The 22,160-nt window shown below is 61.2% G+C and carries 13 protein-coding genes; 6 read left to right on the top strand and 7 right to left on the bottom strand.

All coding sequences use genetic code 11. The features are described 5' to 3' along the window. Positions 1 to 116 precede the first annotated feature (116 nt). The 5 genes from HDE76_RS00580 (at position 117) to HDE76_RS00560 (ending at position 10,700) form a co-directional block, all read left to right on the top strand. The gene (locus HDE76_RS00580) at positions 117 to 2,084 is read left to right on the top strand and encodes a glycoside hydrolase family 127 protein (protein ID WP_184504758.1); all 1,968 of its coding nucleotides are present in this window, start codon (positions 117 to 119) and stop codon (positions 2,082 to 2,084) included. Positions 2,085 to 2,350: 266 nt separating this feature from the next. Beyond that, complete coding sequence (locus HDE76_RS00575) at positions 2,351 to 5,230, top strand: TonB-dependent receptor (protein ID WP_184504755.1); 2,880 nt, start codon at positions 2,351 to 2,353, stop codon at positions 5,228 to 5,230. A 47-nt stretch (positions 5,231 to 5,277) separates the two neighbouring features. Further along, positions 5,278 to 6,870 (top strand): DUF5597 domain-containing protein, encoded by a 1,593-nt coding sequence (locus HDE76_RS00570; protein ID WP_184504753.1) that lies wholly within the window; start codon positions 5,278 to 5,280, stop codon positions 6,868 to 6,870. A 455-nt stretch (positions 6,871 to 7,325) separates the two neighbouring features. Then, positions 7,326 to 9,503 (top strand): TonB-dependent siderophore receptor, encoded by a 2,178-nt coding sequence (locus HDE76_RS00565; protein WP_343205646.1) that lies wholly within the window; start codon positions 7,326 to 7,328, stop codon positions 9,501 to 9,503. Positions 9,504 to 9,509: 6 nt separating this feature from the next. After that, positions 9,510 to 10,700 (top strand): PepSY-associated TM helix domain-containing protein, encoded by a 1,191-nt coding sequence (locus HDE76_RS00560; RefSeq protein WP_184504749.1) that lies wholly within the window; start codon positions 9,510 to 9,512, stop codon positions 10,698 to 10,700. Positions 10,701 to 10,971: 271 nt separating this feature from the next. Here HDE76_RS00560 and HDE76_RS00555 read toward each other — a convergent pair whose 3' ends face one another. The 7 genes from HDE76_RS00555 to HDE76_RS00525 all read right to left on the bottom strand — a co-directional run bounded on the left by HDE76_RS00555 (position 10,972) and on the right by HDE76_RS00525 (position 20,648). After that, positions 10,972 to 12,531 (bottom strand): chemotaxis protein CheW, encoded by a 1,560-nt coding sequence (locus tag HDE76_RS00555; protein WP_184504747.1) that lies wholly within the window; start codon positions 12,529 to 12,531, stop codon positions 10,972 to 10,974. 11 nt (positions 12,532 to 12,542) lie between these two features. Further along, positions 12,543 to 13,016: a chemotaxis protein CheD gene (locus HDE76_RS00550; protein ID WP_184504745.1), complete on the bottom strand. Its 474-nt coding sequence runs from the start codon at positions 13,014 to 13,016 to the stop codon at positions 12,543 to 12,545. After that, positions 13,013 to 13,846, bottom strand: coding sequence for a CheR family methyltransferase (locus HDE76_RS00545; protein WP_184504744.1), 834 nt, complete (start codon positions 13,844 to 13,846; stop codon positions 13,013 to 13,015). Before HDE76_RS00545 ends, HDE76_RS00550 begins: the two co-directional genes overlap by 4 nt. An 11-nt stretch (positions 13,847 to 13,857) precedes the next feature. After that, positions 13,858 to 15,381 carry a PAS domain-containing methyl-accepting chemotaxis protein gene (locus HDE76_RS00540; protein ID WP_184504742.1) on the bottom strand — a complete coding sequence of 508 codons (1,524 nt, stop codon included), beginning with the start codon at positions 15,379 to 15,381 and terminating at the stop codon, positions 13,858 to 13,860. Between the two features lie 693 nt (positions 15,382 to 16,074). Beyond that, positions 16,075 to 16,845, bottom strand: a complete 771-nt coding sequence (locus tag HDE76_RS00535) for an SDR family NAD(P)-dependent oxidoreductase (protein WP_184504740.1) — start codon at positions 16,843 to 16,845, stop codon at positions 16,075 to 16,077. Positions 16,846 to 16,858: 13 nt separating this feature from the next. Then, positions 16,859 to 18,283: a coniferyl aldehyde dehydrogenase gene (locus tag HDE76_RS00530; RefSeq protein WP_184504738.1), complete on the bottom strand. Its 1,425-nt coding sequence runs from the start codon at positions 18,281 to 18,283 to the stop codon at positions 16,859 to 16,861. Positions 18,284 to 18,317: 34 nt separating this feature from the next. Then, positions 18,318 to 20,648 (bottom strand): TonB-dependent receptor, encoded by a 2,331-nt coding sequence (locus HDE76_RS00525; protein WP_343205625.1) that lies wholly within the window; start codon positions 20,646 to 20,648, stop codon positions 18,318 to 18,320. A gap of 303 nt (positions 20,649 to 20,951) precedes the next feature. On the opposite strand from HDE76_RS00525, the gene HDE76_RS00520 reads away from it, so the two are divergent. Continuing rightward, entirely contained in the window at positions 20,952 to 21,995 is a 1,044-nt protein-coding gene (locus HDE76_RS00520) for an AraC family transcriptional regulator (RefSeq protein WP_184504734.1), read from the top strand. Positions 21,996 to 22,160 lie beyond the last annotated feature (165 nt).

The raw sequence follows: 22,160 nt of genomic DNA, 5'->3' as shown, positions 1-22,160 counted from the left end.
GCATGCAATAGCCGCAAATGACACAAGACGACAGGTCTATGTGACGGCACGATGAAAGCGAAGGTGGAACTATCAGCGCATCTCGCCAAAGGCGCGATGCATATACGGGGATCGGGATGCACAGCGGCGACGTCCATCGCAGACGGTTCATCAAAGGCGCAGCCGCCCTGCTCGCCTCCGCTGCCGTGACGCCCGCCGTGCGCGCATTCGCTCCCGACGTTGCCGATCCGAAGGCCGCGGTTTCCGACGCCACGCTGATCGATGCGGCATCGCGCGAAAAGCCGGTGCAAAGCATGCATGCGTTCGCGCTGAATCAGGTCCGCTTGCTGGACAGCGATTTTGCGACCGGCGCAGCGATCAACCGTCGCTATCTGCAGAGCATTCCGGTCGATCGGCTGGCACGAAGTTTTCGCGTGCAGGCTGGCCTCGCATCGAGTGCAGCCCCCCTGGGAGGCTGGGAAAAGCCCGATTGCGAATTGCGCGGCCATTTCAGCGGAGGGCACTATCTGTCGGCGGCGGCGTTCGCGTATGCCAGCCAGGGCGATGAAATACTCAAGGCGCGTGCCGACGAACTGGTGACGCAGCTGGCGGCGTGCCAGCAGCCCAACGGTTATCTGAGCGCCTTTCCGGAAAGCTTCTTCGATCGCCTGAGCAGCGGCCAGAAAGTGTGGGCGCCGTTCTACACGATCCACAAGATTCAGGCCGGCATGCTCGATATGTACCGGTATGCCGGCAATCGACAGGCTCTGACGGTTGCCACCGGTATCGGCAACTGGACGGTGCGCTGGCTCAACGGTTTCTCCGATGCCCAACTCGCGCACATTCTGAAGACCGAATACGGCGGCATGAACGAGTCGATGTACGAGCTGTATGCCATCACCGGCAACGGTCGCTACATGGACGCCGCACACCGCTTCGATCAGGTATCCCTGTTCGATCCGCTCGCTGCGCATCGCGACGAGTTGCAGGGCTTGCACAGCAATACCCAGATTCCCAAGATCATCGGTGCGGCGCGACGCTACGAACTGACCGGCGATCCGCGCTATCGGCGCATTGCCGAGTTTTTCTGGGAAACCGTGACCACCGAGCGCACCTACGCGACCGGCGGCTCCAGCAACGGCGAGTTCTGGAACACCGGGCCTGGCGATCTGAAAGGCCAACTGGGTCTTTACGCCGCCGAGTGCTGCGTGGCCTACAACCTGCTCAAACTCACCAGACACATTTACGCCTGGAACGGCGATCCCCGCGCGTTCGACTACTACGAGCGCACGCTCTACAACGCGCGGCTGGGTACGCAAGATGCCAACGGCCTGAAGCTCTACTACTACCCGCTGCAGCCGGGCGGCAACAAGTTCTACAACTCGCCAACCGATTCCTTCTGGTGCTGCACCGGCTCCGGCGCCGAAGAGTTTGCCCGCTTCAACGACAGCATCTATTTCCGCGAAGGCAAAGACCTCTACGTCAACCTGTTTATTCCCTCCGAATTGAGCTGGCCGGAAGAGCAGCTGACGCTGCGTCAGGAGACGGCGTTCCCGCGCGAGCCGCTGACGCGTCTGGTGCTCGGTCTCAAGGCACCGGAACATCGCGCCATCCATTTGCGTATTCCGCAGTGGATAGGTCCGGATGCCGCCGTACGCGTGAACGGTGAAACGCTGGACGTATTTGCCTCGCCCGGCAGCTATCTGACTCTGCGCCGCGAGTGGCGTGACGGCGACCGCATCGAGCTGGATTTGCCGATGCAGCTGTATACCGAAGCCCTGCCCGGCGATGACGAGCAGCGTGCCGTGCTTTACGGACCGCTGGTGCTTGCGGCGCGACTGGGCAGTGCGGGACTGACGCAGTCCATGCAGTACTGCGGTTACGACGCCGCGCCCAACCCCGAACCCAAGCCGCAGCCATCGCCGACGATTCTCGCCAACGCCGCGCAGGACGTCAGCAGCTGGATGCGCGTCCACCTGGCATCCGAACTGAGTTTCGAAGCGACAACTCGACAAGGCAAGATCGCCGTTGCGCCGCTGAATCAAATTCATGCCGAGCGCTATGCGGTTTACTGGAAATCCGACGTCACGTCGGAAAATAGCTAGAACGTTTTCGCCGTAAAGACGTCTAAATAGAAATTTGTCGGATCGCTCACAAGCGCTTCGCATCGCACCACACATATCGCTTCGCAGCGCTGGCGTAGGGTCGCCGCGTCTGACGAAAAATTTAGAGAGCGTTTGCCCCGCCGTTCCGGAGCTTCCGGAGCGCAACGGCGAGGCGCGCATGGATGCCAGACCGTTAGTGCCAATCCACCACCCAGGCATGCGTCCCCAAGCCGCATCCACCGTCAGCCTATTCAAGCGAGGACATCATGCTCAATCTATCTCAGGTTCTATCCGACCATCCGCCCTGTCGACGTCATCCGCTTCTCTCGCATGCGGTGAGGGTTGCCCTCGCCGTCGGTTTGCTGGGTAGCGTCGTTGTGCATGCCCAGGACGCGAATACCGGCACGGACACCAACACGCCGGCGAAAGGCACCAAGAATCTCGACGCCGTGACGGTGACCGGTTCGCTGATACGCCGCGTCGATACCGAAACGTCCAACCCGGTGGTCACCATCGACAGCGCGCAAATCGCCGCCAGCGGCAAGCCGACCGTGGGCGATCTGATCCAGCAGCTGCCCGCGATCGCCGGCAATGCCACCAACCCCGGCATCGACAACGGCGGCGGCACGGGCGCGTCGACGGTATCGTTGCGCGGTCTCGGCTCCAACCGTACGCTGATCCTGGTCAACGGCCACCGCCTGGCCTACGACGATGTCAACATCATTCCCTCGTACATGATCGAGCGCATCGAGGTGCTCAGCGATGGCGCTTCGTCCGTGTACGGCTCCGACGCCATCGGCGGCGTCGTCAATTTCATTCTGAAGGACCGCTACACGGGCGTGCAGCTGACCAGCGACTACGGCATCAGCTCGCACGGCGACGGCAACCGGCGCAACTTCAGCGCGATGGGCGGCATCTCCGGCGATCGCTGGAACCTGCTGGTCGGCGCGAGTCAGCAGAGCCAGAACGCTATTTCATCCAGCCAGCGTAGCTTCGCACAATATGCGCTGGCCTTGAAAAATGGCGGCGTGGTCCATCTGGGTTCGTCGGCCACGCCGACCGGCCTGGTCGAGAACGCCGACGGCACCTATGTAACACTCAACAATGGCGTTACCGGTGTGACGACGCTCGCGGATTACCACACGTATACCTCGGCCGACTCGTACAACTACCAGCCCTACAACCTGGTGGAGACGCCGCAGGAGCGCACCAACCTGTCGCTGGTCGGCGATTTCAAGATCACGCCCAACGTCGACGCCTACGCCAACCTGTTCTACAACAAGACCTCGTCGTCCTCGATCATCGCGCCGGTGCCGATCTTCGCCAACTCCGACGACTTCTTCATTTCCAAGAACAGCTACTACAACCCGTTCGGCGTCAATTTCGGCACCGACCGCAGCACCGGCCAAAGCTACAACGACTTCAATACCCGCCTGACCTCGCTGGGCAACCGCGACTTTGCCAGCCAGACCTACAACCTGCAGTTCACACCGGGAATCAAAGGGAATTTCGGCGACAGCAGCTGGCAGTGGAATGCGGACATCAACTACGCCAAGGTCAAGCAGAAAACCGAGAACGAGGGCTTCATCAACTATTCGGGTCTCGAGGAAGCGCTGGGTGCGTCGTTCAAGGACACCGACGGTGTGGTCAAGTGCGGCTCGGCCGGCAACGTCATCGCCGGCTGCACGCCGATCAACATTTTCAATGTCAATGACCCCACCACGATTGCCGCGCTGAAAAAACTGATCGTCAATCCGGTGACCGAATATACCTACACCATGAAGCAGGCCGAGGTCAGCGCCAACGGTGAGTTGTTCGATCTGCCTGCCGGCCCGGTCAGCCTGGCGGCCGGCCTGTCGTACCGCAAGGAATCGCAATCCGACACCACCGACACGCCGATCGCCACCGCCATCAGCGACGGTGACTACGCCGGCCTGTGCGGCGTGGTGGAAGACTGCGGCACCGTGCTCAGCGGCAGCTACAACGTGAAAGAGGCCTATGTCGAAACGCTGATTCCGCTGCTGTCGCAGAAGCCGTTGTTCTATTCCCTGAACCTGGATATCGGTTCGCGCTACTCCGACTACAGCGCATCCGGCTCGACCACCAACAGCAAGGTCGCGCTCGAGTGGCGTCCGATTGCCGACCTGCTGCTGCGCGGCACGGTTTCGCAGGTGTTCCGCGCGCCGAACATCAGCGAGCTGTACGCCGGCACATCGGGCGGTGCGTATGCCGCCACCGACATTTGCGATGGCTACACGGGCGGTCACGCGGCGGCATGCGTCAACGTGCCTACCGACGGCAGCTTTCAGCAGAACAACGCGCAGCTCGGGGTCAAGAGTTCAGGTTCGGTCGCCGCCGGCTACGATCTGCGGCCCGAGTACGGCAAGTCCTTCGACTTCGGCCTGGTCTACGATCCGCATTGGCTCCCCGGGCTGTCGTTCAGCGCGGACGTGTGGCGCATCAATCTCAACGACACCATCGTCGACGGCCTCGATCCCAGCACGATCCTCAACGAGTGCTACTACAGCGAAAAACTGTGCAGCCTGATTCATCGTTCGGGCAACGGACAGATCAGCTATATCAGCCTGCCGACGGTGAATCTGGGGCAGACCGCCGCCAAGGGCGTGGACTCCACCGTTCAATACACGTTCGCCACCGACACTTACGGCAAGTTTGCGGTCAGCCTCAACGGCACCTATACCGCGCGCTACGACGTCGATACCGCCCCGGGCGATGCCAGCGTGCCGGTCACGCACTGCGCCGGCTCGTACTGCTCGGTCTACGGCGAGTTTCCGCGCTGGCGCGGCCTGGGCACGCTGAACTGGAAACTCGGCAACTGGGGCGCCAGCTGGACGATGCGCTATATCGGCCGCACCCGCGTAGGCAGCGACGTGCTTTCCGAAGGCTATTCGGCCGATGAAAGCATCCCCGGTGTCGAGCACAAGATCGGCGCGTATACCTACAACAACGTGTCGGCGAGCTACGACTTCGCCAAATATCACACCACCGTGTCGCTCGGCATCGACAATATCGCCGACAAGACACCGCCGCTGTTCTACCAGTGGGGCAGCAATTCCAATACGGATGCCTATACCTACGACCAGATCGGACGTTACTACTGGGTGCGAGCCAGCGTCACGTTCTGACTTTGCAAAAGATGGCCGGCGCTCGCGCCGGCCATCGAGGACTGTCCATGTTTTCTCTTGCGCGTTTTCGCTACCGGTTATGGGCAGGATGCCTGTGCGCCTTGTTTGCATCGCCATCGTTCGCTGCCGAGCTGCCCAGGCTGGTGCAACAACACGGGCGCTTTGCGCTGTTCGTGGATGGCGCACCCTATACGGTGATGGCCGCACAGCTGCACAACTCCAGCGCATGGCCCGACACCCTACCCGACACCTGGCGCAGCGTGGAAGCACTGCACGCCAACACCGTGGAAGCGCCGGTCTACTGGGAGCAGTTCGAGCCCGAGCCCGGTCACTTGGACACCACCAATATCGATGCGTTGATCGATCAGTCGCGCCAGCACGGCGTGCACCTGATCCTGCTCTGGTTCGGCAGCTGGAAAAACGGCCAGATGCATTACGCCCCCGGCTGGATCAAGAGCGATCCCGCGCATTACCCGCGCGCACTCGACGCACACGGCGAGCCGGTCGAGGATCTGTCCCCGTATGCCGCCAGCAACCTGCAGGCCGACGAAAAAGCCTTTGCCGCCCTGATGCGTTACCTCAAGCAGAAAGACGGCGAGCAGCACACCGTGATCATGGTTCAGGTGGAAAACGAGCCCGGCATGATCGGCGGCATCCGCGATCACAGCACTGCCGCCAACGCGGCTTTCCATAGCAAGCTGCCATCGTCGCTCGCCGCCGCCCTGCATCGACCCGACGGCAGCTGGAGCGACGTCTTCGGCACCGATGCCGACGAGATGTTCAACGCCTATGGCATATCCCGCTATATCGATCAGGTAGCGGCCGCCGGTAAGGCGGTTTACCCGCTGCCGATGTACGTCAACACCTGGCTGCGCTACAAGGGCAAACACCTGCCCGGCGACGATTACCCCAGCGGCGGCGCCACCTGGAACGTGCTGGATCTGTGGAAAGCCAGCGCGCCGCACATCGACCTGATCGGCACGGATCTGTACACCACCGACTACGGCGAATTTACCAAGGTGGTCGACCAGTATGCGCGCCCGGACAATCCCGCGTGGATTTCCGAGACGGGCGACGAAGCGGGCAATGCGCCGTATTTTTTCTACGTGCTGGCGAAGGGCGGCATCGGCTTCTCGATCTTCGGCGTCGACAACGCAGACGACACACCGGCGCTGCAGGCTGCTACCGCCGCGCATGCGCGCAACTTCCAGCTAGTCGGTGCCATGCAACGTCAGGTGGCGAAGGCCGCCTTCGATGGCCGGCTGCTGGCGGCGATAGAGCTGCGCGGCCAGCCGAAGAAGACGCTCGATATTGGCCGCTGGCAGGCCAAGGTGTCCTTCGGTGCGCCGATGTGGGGTGACGCCCCAGCCGAGCTTCCGGGCAATCCCTCGGCCGACGGCCACCTGCTGATCGTCCGGCAAACCGACACCGAGTTTCTGGTGTGCGGCGTCGATGCGCGGGTGGAATTCGAGAGACACAACGACGATCACCGTCACGGCCAGCTGCTGCGCGTCGAACAAGGCAGCTTCATCGACGGCCAGTGGCACATGCAGCGCCTGTGGAACGGCGACGAAACCGACTACGGGCTCAATTTCGGCAGCAGGCCGACGCTGCTTCGCGTCACCGTCGGCAGTTATTGACCGACCCGATTGGCCGGGACGGTAACGATAACCCCGGCCCTCATGCGGGCATCGCATGCGTATCTCTTGGTGCTCGGAACATTCGCGATCCGGTTATTCGGATCGCTCGCTTGGCATCGACACGTCGGAGTGAATTTCACATGCGCTTGGGGTTCTGCACAGTCGGCCAAGCTCACGATCGTAGCGCCCCTCTGACTTGTCACCTGAATACATATAAACGATAATTGTTCTCATTAAAGGTAGCCAGCCCACGCCAGCAGCCTCATCGCCTTGCTTGTGTGGCCGTCCCGTCGGTCCGACGAGCAACTTCGCTGACCTGACTGGGACTTCCTTTCGTGAAAAACGCTTTGCCTAAGCGGCGCGTTGCGCCGTTCGTTTGCTCCAGCCCTTCCCGCCTAATCTTCCCCGTGCCGCTTCATGGACTGCGCAAGCGTACGTGGGCGACAGCCTTGGCCGTGGCCATCGCGGCATCGTCCAGCTATGCCGGCGATGCGACGTCACAGACGGGTGGCGATGCAGTGCCCATGGAAACAAAAACCAGCCCGAGTACGCACGCAAAGACGCTTTCCAAAGTCACGGTGACCGCGCAAGGCGCCACGGGGTACGTCGCCAGCGATGGCAGCGCGGCGACAAAAACCGATACGCCGATCACCGAAACACCCCAGTCCATCTCGATCGTCACCCGGCAGCAGATCGACGATCAGCAGCCGCAAAGTCTCAATGAAGCGCTGCGCTATTCCCCCGGCGTCGTGCCTGAAACGGAAGGCACCGCGTCCAATTTCTGGGGTGCCAACAGCCTGCAGCTGCGCGGCTTTACGCCGGGCGTGTTTCTGGACGGTCTGCAGGACGACAGCTCGGCCAACGACATGGTCGATCCGTATTTTTATCAGCGCATCGAAGTGCTCAGCGGGCCACCGTCGGTGTTGTATGGGCAAGCCAGTCCCGGCGGTATCGTCGATGTCGTCAGCAAACAGCCCACCGCCACGCCCCTGCACGAAATCACCTTTGGCCTGGGCAACTATGATCGTTATCAGGCCGGCTTCGACTTCAGCGGTCCGCTCGACCAGGACGGCCATTGGCTGTACCGATTGACCGGCGTCGGGCTGACGCAGAGCACCCAAACGTCGTGGATCAAGCACAAGCGTTACGGCATTGCGCCGGCGCTCACGTGGCACCCCGACGAAAACACCTCGCTGACCGTGCTGTCGAACTTCACCTACAGCCCCGACATGGGCGATTACTCCAACGTTCCCGCCGTCGGATCGGTACTGCCCAGCCCGCTGGGCAAAGTCTCCGCCGACTTCAACCCGGGCGATCCGAGTTTCAACAAGGCCGAACAGCGCCTGGCCATGATCGGCTATCAGTTCGAACATCACTTCAACGACATCTGGACGTTTCAGCAGAACGCGCGTTTCACCGACAACCGCAATGAAGCGAACATGATCTGGCCTTCCGGTTTGGAAGCCGATGGCGAAACACTGGATCGCTACGCGTTCGTGCGCCATATGAGTGCCAGGTCCTTCCTGATCGATAACCGTCTGACGGCGCAGTTCGATCTCGGCGCCATCAAAAATACGATGCTCCTTGGCGCATCGTATTCGCGCTTCCATGAAAACTGGAATTACGGCTCCAACTTCGACGTACCGCCGATCAATATTTTCGCCCCGGTCTACGGCGTATCGGTACACGGCCCCGATCCGGCTTCGCTCAGTGCCTACGTCGACCACAGCCGTCAGACCGGTGTGTATTGGCAAGATCAGCTGAGCCTGGATCATTGGCGCTTGCTGCTCGGCGTTCGCCAGGATTGGATCAAGACGGATCAGACCAGCAACGATGCCAGTCTGGCCATCCCCAACCAGTCGGACAACAAGTTCACCTGGCGGACGGGTCTGGTTTATGTGTTCGACAACGGACTGGCGCCGTACGTGAGCTACGCCACGTCGTTTCAACCGCAGTTCGGATCCATCACGACGAGCGGTAAACCGGCATTGCCGACCACCGGCCAGCAATACGAAGCGGGACTGAAGTTTCAGCCGGCCGGAAGCAACAGCCTGCTGACAGCGGCCATCTACAACCTGACCGAGCAGAACGTGCCCGAGGCCGCCCCCCTCGACCCCGGCTTCGTGACCCAGGTGGGAGAGATTCGCTCGCGCGGAGTGGAACTATCCGATCGTACCGCGCTCGGCAACGACCTGAACCTGATTGCAAGCTACGCGTATACCGATTCGCGCTACACCCGAACACCGACGATCGACACCGGCTACGACGGTGTTGCCGCGCCAGTGCAGGGACATTACCAATACGCGGTGCCCAGGCAAACCGCCTCGCTATGGCTCGATTACACCGCGCACGGGTCGGTGCTGCAGGGCCTGGGCATGTCCGCAGGCCTGCGCTATGTGGGATCGTCCTACGGCGACGATGTGAATTCGTTCAAAGTACCCGCTTTCACGTTGCTCGATGCGGCCCTTCGCTACGACATGGGCACCGTCGACCCAGCGCTGCAGGGACTCAAGCTGCAGCTCAACCTCTCCAATCTGCTCGACAAAACGTATGTCTCGGCCTGCACCAGCAGCGCCACCTGCAACTTTGGCGTACGCCGCACGCTTTACGCCAGCGCGACCTACGATTGGTAAGCCGTCATGCTCGCCAAGCATTCGCTCAAACGCTGGTATCTCATTCACAAGTGGAGCAGCCTGATTTGCACGGCGTTCCTGTTGCTGATCTGCCTCACCGGCCTGCCCTTGATCTTTCGCGACGAGATCGATGGGTGGCTGCAGCCGCATCACTATGCCCACCTGCCCGCCGACACCCCGCAAGTCAGTCTGGATCGCCTGGCGACAGCGAGTCAACGCCTGTATCCCGACGAGGTCATCGCCTCGATGTTCGCCGACGATGACGAACCGCAAATCTATGTCTGGATGGCGCCTTCGTTCACGCAGATGCGCGCGCAACCCAAGAGCATGCATTTCATTCGCTTCGACGCACGCACCGGCGAGGTTCTGGAGACATCGAAGTCCGCTGCTGAGCAGCCCAGGACCTTCATCGACATCATGCTGGCGCTGCACACCGATCTGTTCGCCGGCTTGCCGGGTGAACTTTTTCTCGGCGCGATGGCGCTGATGTTTGTCCTGGCGATCGTGTCCGGCATCGTGCTGTATGCCCCTTTCATGAAGAAGCTGGCATTCGGTACGGTACGAGCAGACCGTTCGTCGCGTCTAAAGTGGCTGGATCTGCACAACATGCTTGGCATCACCGTCATGGCATGGACACTGGTCGTTGGCGCGACGGGTGCGATGAACGAACTCTCCACTCCGTTGTTCGCTCTATGGCAGCAGACCGATGTGAAAAATCTGCTCGGCTCGTATCAAGGTACGGCCGTACCGCCGCAGCTCGCCTTGCCATCCGTACAGACGGCAAAGGAAACCGCCAGTCGTGCTGTGCCGGGCATGACGGTAACCGCCATGGTTTATCCCGGCAACCCTTATGGCAGCCCCTATCACTATCTGTTTTGGGCCAAGGGGCGCAGCACGCTGACGTCGCGTCTGCTTACTCCGATCCTGGTGGATGCCCGCTCGGGCAAACTCAGTGCGGTTGTCGCGATGCCCTGGTACCTGCGCGCCCTGGAGGTGTCGCGGCCGCTGCATTTCGGCGACTACGGCGGGCTGCCGCTGAAGATTATCTGGGCGTTGCTCGATCTGATCACCATCGGCATTCTTATCAGCGGGTTGTATCTATGGATCGCTCGACGCAACACGCGATCGACGCGACTTGACCGCATCGTCGCCAAACATCTCGGCGACGCGACCGGGTCTGCGCAGCATTTGCCATGAGCCGCGCATCGTCCAGCCCACGCCACGGGCGCACCTGGTCCGCTCCTGTCCTGCTTGCGCTGACCACGGCGGCAGGACTGCTCTGCGCTTTGCTGGGCGAGCAAAGCGGCTGGAAGGTGCTCGCGTGGTTCGCCTTGTCGGCGCCCGTGATCACGGCGATCCGGTTTACTTGGTTTCCAAGATCGTAAGGAGAGGCCGGCAGCGTTCGCCTCGCGATCGACTCGGAGCATGCTTCGACGTGGAGGAAAGGATAGCCACCGCTAGCGGACCGTCACGCTTGACCCACAACACGTTCGGGCAATGCCGCAACAACCGTCGACCCGCCGCCGTTACCGGTGAGGCGCTGCATGAGCGGCACGGAGTCCAGCAGCATGATGGTGGTCTGGTCGGGCAAGTCGACGATCTCGCGCAGATCCTGGCGCAACTCGGTGTCGAGCTGGTTCGCGACCATAGCGGGAACGCGCAGCTTTTCGGCGCGTTCGATATTCACAATGTTCTGCACGGCATCCACCACAAGGCCGTACTTGTACCCGCCATGTTCGACAATGAGGATCTTGCTCGCAGCAAGGTCCTCTGCCTCTTTCATACTGTAAAGACTGCGCAGGTCGATAACCGTGATCAGCGTCTGCCGCAAGTTGAGCACGCCGCGCACATGGGACGGTGCGCCAGGCGGTCGAACTAGCGTGGGGTCGTAGTCGATCACTTCGCATAGCTGTTCGATTCGCAGGCCCATCAGTCGATCGAGATGGAACGTCACCCAGGTCTCGCGTGCTCGCTGGCGAGTGGTTTCCACGTCGCGTAGCTCATCATCGGCCACCAAATACAGATCGTGATGGCCTTTCGCCAGCTCTGCCATATAGGGTTCGGCCAGCAGTGCGGGCGCGCTGACCAAGATCAGGTCGTGGGCACCGGTGTCACAGCGGCTGATGCAGCCGGCGAACAAGCCTGCCTGGCCGCGGATAGCCGGCATCGGAAGCAACTGCGCACCGAGGTAGGCGACTATGCTGTCGACCTCGTCCACCAGCAGCCCGAGGTAGGAGTCGTCCCGCCGCAGCACCATCACGCGGCGCAGGTCTTCGCTGTCCGAGCCATCGGCTGCTTCCGTACTGCAGCTCTCCAGTCCAAGGAAACTGGCGAAATCGACTACCGGTACCGGGCGACCGCGCAACTGCAGCCAACCGCGGCAGCGAGAGTCGGCGAGCACCGAATGCTCCAGTACGGGGAACCGGACGATTTCATGTATGGCTTCCATCGGCAGTGCCATGGGTCGTCCCCCCACCTGGAACGATATCGCCTGATGGCGGCTCCCTTGGGCCATGCGACGCTGGCTCGCCTGCTGTGCAAGGTCGGGATTGAGTACATGCGGCAGGCCCGGCAGGCGCGACAGTACGTCGGCCGAGAGCACCTGCAGAATACGCTGACCGAGATGGAATGCGCTTTCGATCAAACCAAGCGATTCGCTGCCGTGACGCAATGGCACGATCTGGCCAGTCGACACTCGCAGGATCTCACCGGTGCGATCAAACAAAACGCCCAGGCGCATGTCGCCGGAGGCGATCACCGCGATCCGGGCTTCGCTGTGATCAGTGCCATTGGGCAGGCCGAGGAAGCTGCCCAGGTGCACGATCGGAATCAGCAGGCCGCGCAGAGTGAACATTCCTAGCAGGTGCGCCGGTGCCAGCGGCATCCTGGCGATCGCATCGGGGAAGGTCACCACCTCCTGCAGCGCATCGATCGGCAGTGCCAGCTCGAATTCGCCCAGATGGAATGAACCGTATAGCTGCACGGGGTTCTGAGCGGCAGGTGCAGCAGGGGAAGACGGACGATCCATAGGGCGGTCCTTTAGTTGATGCGTTCGAAGGTACGCACGACATACTGTCGTGTTTCGCAATGGATGCTCAGCTGGCGGCCACTCGTACCACCGATATCCGTGTGCACCACGCGGATACCCGCCTCGGCCAGCAGTCGTTGAGCCATTCGAGTGTTCAGTTCTCCGATCATCCCGTAGAGGGCCGGTCGGAGGTGATGCATCATGTAAGCGCCTCCCGCGATGACCGCCTCGAGCTGGTGATAATGCGAAGGCTCCGCACCGATCAATCGCAGTAGCGAAGGAATAGCGTCGGTGACGTACTTGGCCGATAGTTGTTCGGCACGCACGGCCGATTCCGGCAATAGGCAGTGTGCCAAAGCGTACAGGTCACGCTCACGCCATAAAAGGCCAATACCGACGCACGAGCCAAGCGTGCTGCGCAAGACTTGCGGTGCGCTGCCGGACCTCACCTCGCACATCTTCACGTGGACATCTTCCCCGATCATGCCGATGCGTCCGCATTTCGGTAAATGAGCGGTTGCTGATAGGTGAAACCGGTGCGGATGCGGTTGAGCGACTCGGATTCGCCGACTAGCAGTACGGCCTTCGATGCCATCGATTGCCGGACATTTTCCAGTACCGTTTCCTGTCCGGCCTCGTCGAAGTAGATGAGCACGTTGCGCAACATCACCAGGTCGAAGCGAGTGGGATCCTTGAGGCGCTGATACAGGTTGTGTGTGCGGAAGGTGACATGGGCGCGCAACGACGGTGCAACGGCGTGCGTTACCCCATCGGGTTGGAAGTACTTTTCCAACATCGCCGGTCGTGCCTTTTGCAAGCCCTCGACGTTGCGGCCGAGGTATGTTCCGACGCCGCCGACGTCGAGCACGCGCTGTGCGATGTCGGTGCCGAGGATGCGGTAGTTAAAATCCGTATGCTTCTGGCGGAACTCTTCGAACAGCATCGCTGCCGAGTAGGCCTCCTCGCCGGTAGATGCGGCGGCCGACCACATCTGCAGCGTGCTGCCCGCGTTGCCCGCATACCACGCGGGTAGAAAATCGTTCCAGAGGTAATCCCAGATCCGCGGCGTACGGAAGAACGAGGTCTCATTCGTGGTGACCATGTCGATGAAATGCCCCACCTCCACCGTCGAACTGTCCAGCACGGCGAGGTAATCGCCGTAGCTGGACAGGGACAAGGCCTGCAATCGTCGCCGCAAGCGCCCATGCAGCAGGGTCCACTTGCGATCCGCCATATCGATGCCAGTGTGCCGGCGTACTCGAGCAAACAACGCCTTCCGGGTGGCCTGGTCCACGATAGCTTCGGCATCGAACATGGATGACTCCGTCAGACCGCGAAGTTTTTGACGGTAGCGCTCAGTTCACCGGCACCCTCCATCAGATCGCCACAGGCGCGAGCGATGTTGTCGCAGGTAGCGGCCGTCTTCTCCGTTTCCTCGGCAATGTGCTGCACGGCCGTGGCCACTTCGCGCGCCGCCACCGCCTGCTCTTCGGCGCCGCATGAGATTTCCGACATCGCCTGGGTGGTACGAGCCACGCCGAAGACGATCTTGTCGAAAGCCTCCGACGCCTCCTTGGAGATATCGCTGCCCTGCGCGATGCGCTTGGTCGACTCATTGATCAGCTTGGAGATCTCCTTGGCGGCCTGCGACGAGCGCTCCGCCAGCTTGCGCACTTCATCGGCGACCACCGAGAAGCCCAAGCCATGCTCACCGGCGCGAGCCGCCTCGATAGCGGCGTTGAAGGCAAGCAGGTTGGTCTGGCTGGCGATCTCGCCGATCACCTTGCTGATCTCGCCGATATCCTCCGAGGACTTGTTGATCAGGTCCATCGCTTCGATCGATTTGTCGAGCGCCTTGGCGCCGCGCTCAGCCTCCTGTTGCGTGTCCTTGGCCAGCTTGTCTGCACCTTGTGCATTGCTGGCTATGGAGTTGATCGAGGCAGTGAGCTCTTCGATAGTGGCGTTCATCTCCTCCACCGTGGCCCCCAACAGCTGCGCGCCGCTGGCCATGGAATTGGACTGCTCGGCAATCTGCGTGGAGGCGAGAGAGAAGTGCTCGGCACGACGTTTGACCAGTTCCTCGAGCTCTCCCTGCGACGTGATGTCGGAGGCGAACTTGACGATCTTCTGCAGACGTCCATTGCCGTCGTAAATCGGGTTGTAGCTGGCTTGCAGCCAAATCGTACGGCCGCCTTTAGCGACGCGGCGATAGCGGCCGGAGTCGAACTCGCCTCTGCGCAACCTTTCCCAGAACGCTGCGTACTCCGGGCTCGCCGTATATGCTTCCTCGCACAGCACGCGATGATGCTTGCCGGCAATTTCGTCCAGGCTGTAACCGACGACCGCAAGGAAGTTGGCGTTGGCTGTCAGCACACAGCCATCGAGGTCGAATTCGATCACCGCCTGCGATTTTTCCAGTGCCGTCATCTTGCCTTGCAACTCGGCTCCTTGGTTACGCGAGGAGGTGATGTCGGTGGCAAACTTGATGATCTTGTAGGGCTTGCCCTCGCTATCGAGGACCGGGTTGTAGGAAGCGTTGAGCCACACCTCGCGTTTGTCTGCACCGATACGCTTGAATTCGCCCGTCTCGAACTTGCCGCTGGCCAGCCGCTCCCAGAATTTCTTGTAGTCGGGACTGGCTACATAGGCGGGGTCGCAGAATATACGGTGATGCTGCCCGATCACCTGCTCGAGCTTGTAGCCGAGCAAGCCGAGAAAATTCTCGTTAGCACCGAGAACCTTTCCCTTCAGGTCGAATTCGATGATGGCTTGAACGCGGTTCAGTGCGCTGCTCATCCCCTGCAGTTCTTGGAGGTTGGTTATTTGCAGGTTGGTTGCTTCGTTACCCATGGTTTTGCCCCTTGGTCAGTATGCGAGGGAACGGCCAAACCTGGCAGAGAGCTTGCCGATGAGAGACTCTTGGGAAAGGGTCTTTCGCACAGTCAAGGGAACCAATACCTGTTCGTCCGCTTTCAATAAACGGGGCCAAGCGGACAGGCTGTAGCCAGTCAGCTTTTTGCTGCTTTGGCATCTCCGCTAGCATCCTGCCGCGCATTGCCCGCGCGCTGAGCCTAGGGATTTATCGACGCGGCCCGAAAAAACTTTAGCTGCCATGTGGAATTGTGATGTATGCCTGTGCGCGGCTTTCAACTTTGCGGTATGCACATGCGAACCCCCGAGGAATTCACAGCGAACTGCTGCAAGGGTCGGATCAACCAGCTCCGATTTGATTGAATGGATTTGCCGCCGCAGCGAGTGGCCTTCCGTGCCGGCGACACGAGAGCGAGCCAAACCGGCGACACCGGTTCGGTCTATCTTGGAATACCGTACGGCAGCCCGTGTATGGCTTCCAAGATCGCAAGAAGATGCCGGTGACGTTCAAGCCTCGGCCGACTCGGAGCATGCTCCGATGTGGAGGACGTATCATCCATCCGCTGCGCGCCGAGCATTCAAGCTGAATCGGCGACACGCGCTGGCAGAATCCCCACCACCTGCAAACCACCGCCTGGCAGATTGTCGGCCTGGAGCGATATCGTATCCGCATCAATAGTCGGCAGGCGTCAACTTGAGCATCGAGTGCGCCGCCCAGGTCTTCGGCAACCACTGCAGAGTGCGAGTCATCCAGGCGGTCTGCCATGGGAAAGGAGCGTCCAGCGTCTCCCGCTCCATGGCTTTGACGATATGACGTGCGCAGACCTGCGCCGATATTTCGAACGGTGCGGGAATGCCGTCGTTGGCGGTGCGCTCGGTCGCGATGAAACCGGGATAGATCGAGGTAAATCGCACGTTGTGACTTTTCAGCTCCGCTCGGCAGGTATCGAGCAGGAGCCGGCACGCGGATTTCGCGGCCGAATACGGCCCCTGCATCGGCACGCCCAAAAACCCTGCCAGAGAATTGGTGTGGGCGATCAAGCCGCCACCCGAGTTCTTCATGTGGGCGATCAGAGGAACAAGATAATTGACGGTGACATCGTAGTTGATGCGCATGCAGCTCTTGATGGCCGCGGCAGAAGCGGTGGCCATGTTGCAGGCTGGCCCTTCACCGATGTTCAGCAGAGCGGCGTCGATCTTGCCGAACTCGGTGATGGCGCGCTTGACGGCTTCCTGTGCCGCCTTTTCGTCGAGTGCATCGGCAGCGACGACCAGGCAGCGGCTGCCCAGCGACCTGACCTCGTCAGCCACCTGCTCCAGCTCCACGAGTCGCCGCGCGGTAATGACAAGCTTCGTGTCGGCCGTAGCCAGCAGTTCCGCCACGCAGCGCCCGATACCCGCGGATGCGCCAGTGATGAAAATGGTCTTGCCTCGCAGCTTCATGGCGATGGCCTTGCTAGCGAACCAGCGCCTTGACGACGAAGTCGGCCAATTTCCCGTAAGGCGGCTTGATGCGGTCGCTGATCGGCCACGCGGCCTGTGTAAGAACCGGCATGGCCTTGCTGAAGGTTTTGAATCCTTCCAACCCGTGATAATGCCCTATGCCGCTTGCACCCACGCCACCGAAGGGAAGATCGCTCACCACGTTGTGCAACAGCGTTTCATTGACGCTTACCCCACCGGCCACGATATTTTCCAGCACGCGCTCTATTTCCGCTTTGTCGCGGCTGAAGATATACAGCGCCAGAGGACGATCGTGCCGGTTGATGTAGTCGATCGCCTGCTCGATGTCTCGATAGGTTTTGATGGCGAGAATCGGACCGAAGATTTCCTCTCGCATGATCAGCGCATCGTCGTCGGGGTCGAGTACCAGCGTCGGCGGCAACACGCGATCGCGGGCCGCCCGATCAGAATCACGCGGTTCGACCAGCGTCCGAACCGTCAAACCCCTTTGCCTTGCTTCGGCCAGATAGCCGCACAAACGCTCGAACTGGCCGGCATTGATCACCCGCGTGTAGTCGACATTGTCATCGATGACGCGATAGCGCTTTGCGACTTCGTCCGCGATCGCTTCCAGCAAATCATCGCGCCTGCTCTCATGCACCAGCACGTAATCTGGCGCGACGCAGGTCTGTCCGGCGTTGTAGAACTTGCCGGTCACCAGCCGGTTGGCGGCCCTGGACACATCCACGTCGCGGCCGACGATGACCGGAGATTTTCCACCGAGTTCGAGGGTCACCGGGGTAAGATTCGCCGCCGCGGCCAGCATCACCTTGCGTCCCACCGCCGTCGACCCGGTAAACAGCAGATGGTCGAAGGGCAGCTTGGCAAAGGCGTTTCCGACCTCCGCCCCGCCCAACGCCAGCGCCACACGATCGGCTGGAAAAACGGCAGTGAGCAGTTCGCGAAGAAAATCGCTGGCGTACGGCGTATGTTCGGACGGCTTGAGAAAGACATGGTTGCCCGCGGCGATGGCAGTCGCCAGCGGAATCAGCGCAAGACTGATCGGATAGTTCCACGGTGCGATAACGCCGACCACGCCGAGCGCCACGTAGCGCACCTGCGCTCTGGCCGGCCACAGCCGCCAGCCCACCGATCGACGCTGCGGGCGCATCCAGCGACGAAGGTGCGCCAGCATGTGATCGATCTCGGCCAGCACGGTCATGCCTTCGCCAAGCAAGGTCTCGTGACGCGAGCGATGGCCGAAGTCCGCCGACACGGCCTGGGCCATCGATTCGAGTCGTGCCTTGAGAGCCGATCGCAGTCGATTCAGATCGACTCTTCGTTGCTCATGCGAGGGACGATGAGCCATCCATGCGCGACGCAACGACTGAAAGGTCTGGTCCAGCGCCAGGGCGTCCGTATCTGCTCGAAGGTTCATTGACGTTCCATGAAAAACGACGAGGCGGCCACGTTCAAAAGCTGTAGCTCGCCTCGACACCGAACATGCGTGGCGGCGTGATCGAAGCGAACGGCGTTCCCAGCGTGGTTGCCGTGAGGTTGTTGATCTGGCTCACGTAGCGCTTGTCGAAAATGTTCGTCGCGAAAGCGGCAAAAGCCCACGGCTGCTTCGGCGCCGACCAGGCCACCCGCACGTCGGTGCGGTTCTGCGCGGTACCTAACTTGAACGCCGGCGTGACCAGACACTGCGCCTGCGCCACCGAGTCGCTGTTGCAGCGGGTTTTTCCGCGATAGGCATCCTGCACGGTAGCCACTACATTGCCGCCGTAGATGTCGTGCCAGGTGTAGTCGAAGCCACCGGCCACCGTCCACAGCGGTTCGCCCGTGGGCTGGTTGGAAATATTGGTGCCATCGGGTGCGATGTAGTGCTGGTAAGTCGAGTCGATATACGCCGACGTGAAATTGAGCTGCAGCGCGTCCGTGGCCTGCCAGTGCACCTCGGCATCCAGGCCGGTCGCCACCTGATTGCTCGTGGTCACCACGTAGAGCGGCAGCGCGCCGTTGCCGTTCGCCTCCAGTGTCAACGACTGCAGGTTGTCGTAGCGGTAGTGGTACACCGACGCATCCAACAGCAGGCGCGACGCCGGGAAATACGCTTTGATGCCGGTCTCGTAGTTCCACACTGTTTCCGGCTCATAGTGGGATGCGGGCAGCTGACCGTTGTAACCACCGGCCTCGTAACCCTTGGAGACGGACCCGTAGACCATGATGTCGGGGCTGATCTTGTAATCGAGCAGCACACGCGGGCTGGTATCGGTCCAGCTGTTGCTCACTCTCAGCGGCGCCTGCGTCGCGGCGGGACTGTTGAATTCGAGGTTCTGCTGGAAGGTCGACAAGGGCACGCCCACCGCGTTGAGAAATGCGGCAACAGCCGGCTCGTTGAGCGTGGCATCGAGCGCGGTCGCCGTGCGCGTGGGGTTGTACCAGCTGAAGTCTTTCTGGTCCCGCGTGAAGCGCACGCCGGTGGTGAGGTTGAGCGTATCGGTGAGGTGCCAGATGACGTCGCCGTAGGCCGCTCGAGCGGTCGACGTGCCCTTGTTGTACATGGTCTCCTGCCACGGGTCGCCGAGAAAGTTGGCGGGTATGCCGAAGGCCGGAAGCACCTGGCTCAGAAAACCGTACAGCGATCCGTCCGGCGAACCCTGCACCGGCGATACGTGCTTGATCAGCGTGTCGATGCTGGTGGTGGTGAAGTCCAGTGGCGTCGCCTGGCTGGCGTTGTCGTGGTAGTAGCTGATCCCCGCCACCCAGTCGGCCACACTGGTTTGACCGGAGAGTTTCAGCTCCTGCTCCCAGCTGGTGTTCTTCTCGATATTGACGTCGTCGACGTAGAGCTCCGGCTGATTGGTGCCGTCACCATCCTCGCGGTTGAACGTGGAGAAATGCCGATAAGCCGTGATGGCACTGAGCGAACCGAACGCAAAATCGTGATTCACGAAAAGGCTGGTGCCGTCGAAGCTGCGCTTCTCCAGCGCGCCGCCGACGACGTCGTTGTACAAGGGTGTCTTGCGCGGATCGAGGTAGGTATTCGGGTCCGGCGGAAACGTCGGCAGCCCGGGCGATGCGGGTATCGGCACAATGCCGATGGCCGGTCGCGCCGGCTGATTCAATTTTTCGTGCTCGTAGACCAGCCGCACTTCGGTGCCGTCGGGCACGTTCCAGCGCAGCTGCCCGCGTATGCCCCAGTCGTCGTTCTTTTCATAGTGCTGACCGGTCGCCGCGTCGCGCAGCCAGCCGTTGCTCTGGTTATCGACGAAGGTGATTCGACCGGCCACATCCTTGGAGATCGGCAGGTTCAAAAAGCCGTCGGTGTAGTGCAGCCCGTCATTGCCCAAGCGCTCGCGTATCTGGCCGCCGAAGGTATCGGTGGGTTCGTTGGTCACCACGGAAATGGCGCCAGCGGCGCTGTTGCGACCTAGCAGTGTGCCTTGTGGCCCCTTCAGCACTTCGACGCGTTGCACATCGTTGAAGACCAGCAGAGCGCCACCGGTTTTACCGGTGTAGACGCCGTCCTCGTAAATGCCGATGGGTGAATCCGTGCCGATGCCGACGTCGGTCACGGCGATGCCGCGCAGCGAATATTCCGGCTGCGTGGGCTGCTCGGCATTGATGTACAGCCCGGGAATATAGCCGTTCATCTTGCTCAGATCGGTCGCCTCGATCGCGTTGATCTGCTTGCTGGTGACGATCTGCATCGCGATCGGCACGTCCTGTACTTCCTGCGTACGGCTTTGCGCCGTGACAGTGACGTTGCCCAGCGATTTCGCGTCCGCGACCTTGGGCACCGGCGATGCCTTGGCATTTGGCGGGCTATCCGACGCGGTTTCAACGGGCGTCGTCTGCGCCAATGCGCATGTGCCGATGGCGCCATAAAGAACGACGCCACCACTCAGTGCAAAACGAAGGCATGCAGCAAGACGATTATTAGACTCTGACATTGTTCGATCCCCATCGAATGAAGCGCCAACGCCGATGGCACAACTCCCCAATCCTTCGTTGTACATTCGGCCCATCCACATCCACCGCCATAGACTGACGCGAAGCGCTGTTCTATGGTGGGGACTAATTCGGCCAATACGGATTCGAAGATGCCGCGCAGAAAGCTGGAAGTTCGGCAGCTTGTCCCTGAAATATCGCCTTACACGCTGGTTGCACTGATGGGCCTCGTGGCCACGCTGGGCGTCGAGCCCGAGCGACTGTGCGAAGGCATGCCCTTCAACAGCCACGACCTCACGATGGGCATGCTGGCCTCCAATCGGCAGGCATGGCGAATGATACGCCGCGCCATACGCCTCACCGGGCGGCCGGACCTCGGACTGGAACTGGGACAGTCGCAAAAGCTCAGCGACTTCGGTCTGACCGGGGTGGCCATACCCGTCCAGCGTACCTTTGGCGAGGCGGCTGCGCTGGCCATGCTCGATCAAAACCAGAACGGCAGTCTGGTCACGCAGCATCTGGTCTTGAACAACAAGGACGGTTTCGCCGTGCTGATCGGCGAGCCGCGCATTCTGGATGCCAGTCTGCAGCCGTTTCTGGTGGAAGAAATGTTTGCCAGCGCCCTGATGGTGGCGCGTGCACTGCTGGGCGCGGATTTTTCCGTGGCCCGCATCGAGTTCGCCTACCCGCCTCCCGCTTACGTCGAGCGCTATCAGGCGCTGTTCGCCTGCCCGATGTCCTTCAACTGCCGACAGAACCGCGTATTCATCGACCGACGGTGGCTCGATGCGACGCTTCCAGGCGCCTCCTCGGTGATGGCCGCCGAACTGGCGGATTTGATCAAGCGACGTGCCGACGCCGCCGCCGTCCCTGCCGACATTGCCAAAACCGTGGAGGCGCTGCTGATCCGGGAGGATCGTGTCGCCTTTAGCATCACCAAGACAGCCCAGGTGCTGGACCTGAGCGTGCGGACGCTGCGACGTCGCCTGGAAGAAGCAGGCACATCGTTTCGCGAGCTGAGCGATCGCGCGCGCGCGCGCGTGGCGCTGGAATTGTTGAACTCGCAAACCTTGTCCGTGGCGGCCATCAGCCAGCGGCTGGGCTTCAGCGACGCGCGCGCCTTTCGCCGCGCATTCAAGCGCTGGCAGGGTCAGGTTCCAGGCATGCTGCGCCACCGCGCCGGCACTACGCGTTAGAGCCTGTTCACGCTCTCTCTGCGCCCCGCGCCGGGAGCTGTTTGCGCGCAGGCCAGGGAAGAACGAGTGAGTTGACGTCGGTCCACGACCGAGTGATGACGCAGGAATGCGGGCAAACAGACCCGGCCCGCAGGGTTGCGAGGTACGGGGAGAGCGTGAACAGGC

It is taken from the genome of Rhodanobacter sp. ANJX3 (assembly GCF_014200755.1).
Classification (GTDB): domain Bacteria; phylum Pseudomonadota; class Gammaproteobacteria; order Xanthomonadales; family Rhodanobacteraceae; genus Rhodanobacter.
Note: the sequence above shows the minus strand (reverse complement) of the source record. Positions and strands in the feature narration are given on the sequence as shown.

Excerpts from the sequence above, each read along its gene's own strand:
- HDE76_RS00555 (WP_184504747.1), bottom strand. The coding sequence starts at position 12,531 with ATGGATCGTCCGTCTTCCCCTGCTGCACCTGCCGCTCAGAACCCCGTG.
- HDE76_RS00530 (WP_184504738.1), bottom strand. The coding sequence starts at position 18,283 with ATGAACCTTCGAGCAGATACGGACGCCCTGGCGCTGGACCAGACCTTT.
- HDE76_RS00535 (WP_184504740.1), bottom strand. The coding sequence starts at position 16,845 with ATGAAGCTGCGAGGCAAGACCATTTTCATCACTGGCGCATCCGCGGGT.
- HDE76_RS00570 (WP_184504753.1), top strand. The coding sequence starts at position 5,278 with ATGTTTTCTCTTGCGCGTTTTCGCTACCGGTTATGGGCAGGATGCCTG.
- HDE76_RS00575 (WP_184504755.1), top strand. The coding sequence starts at position 2,351 with ATGCTCAATCTATCTCAGGTTCTATCCGACCATCCGCCCTGTCGACGT.
- HDE76_RS00560 (WP_184504749.1), top strand. The coding sequence starts at position 9,510 with ATGCTCGCCAAGCATTCGCTCAAACGCTGGTATCTCATTCACAAGTGG.
- HDE76_RS00580 (WP_184504758.1), top strand. The coding sequence starts at position 117 with ATGCACAGCGGCGACGTCCATCGCAGACGGTTCATCAAAGGCGCAGCC.
- HDE76_RS00545 (WP_184504744.1), bottom strand. The coding sequence starts at position 13,846 with ATGTTCGATGCCGAAGCTATCGTGGACCAGGCCACCCGGAAGGCGTTG.
- HDE76_RS00550 (WP_184504745.1), bottom strand. The coding sequence starts at position 13,016 with ATGATCGGGGAAGATGTCCACGTGAAGATGTGCGAGGTGAGGTCCGGC.
- HDE76_RS00520 (WP_184504734.1), top strand. The coding sequence starts at position 20,952 with ATGCCGCGCAGAAAGCTGGAAGTTCGGCAGCTTGTCCCTGAAATATCG.
- HDE76_RS00540 (WP_184504742.1), bottom strand. The coding sequence starts at position 15,381 with ATGGGTAACGAAGCAACCAACCTGCAAATAACCAACCTCCAAGAACTG.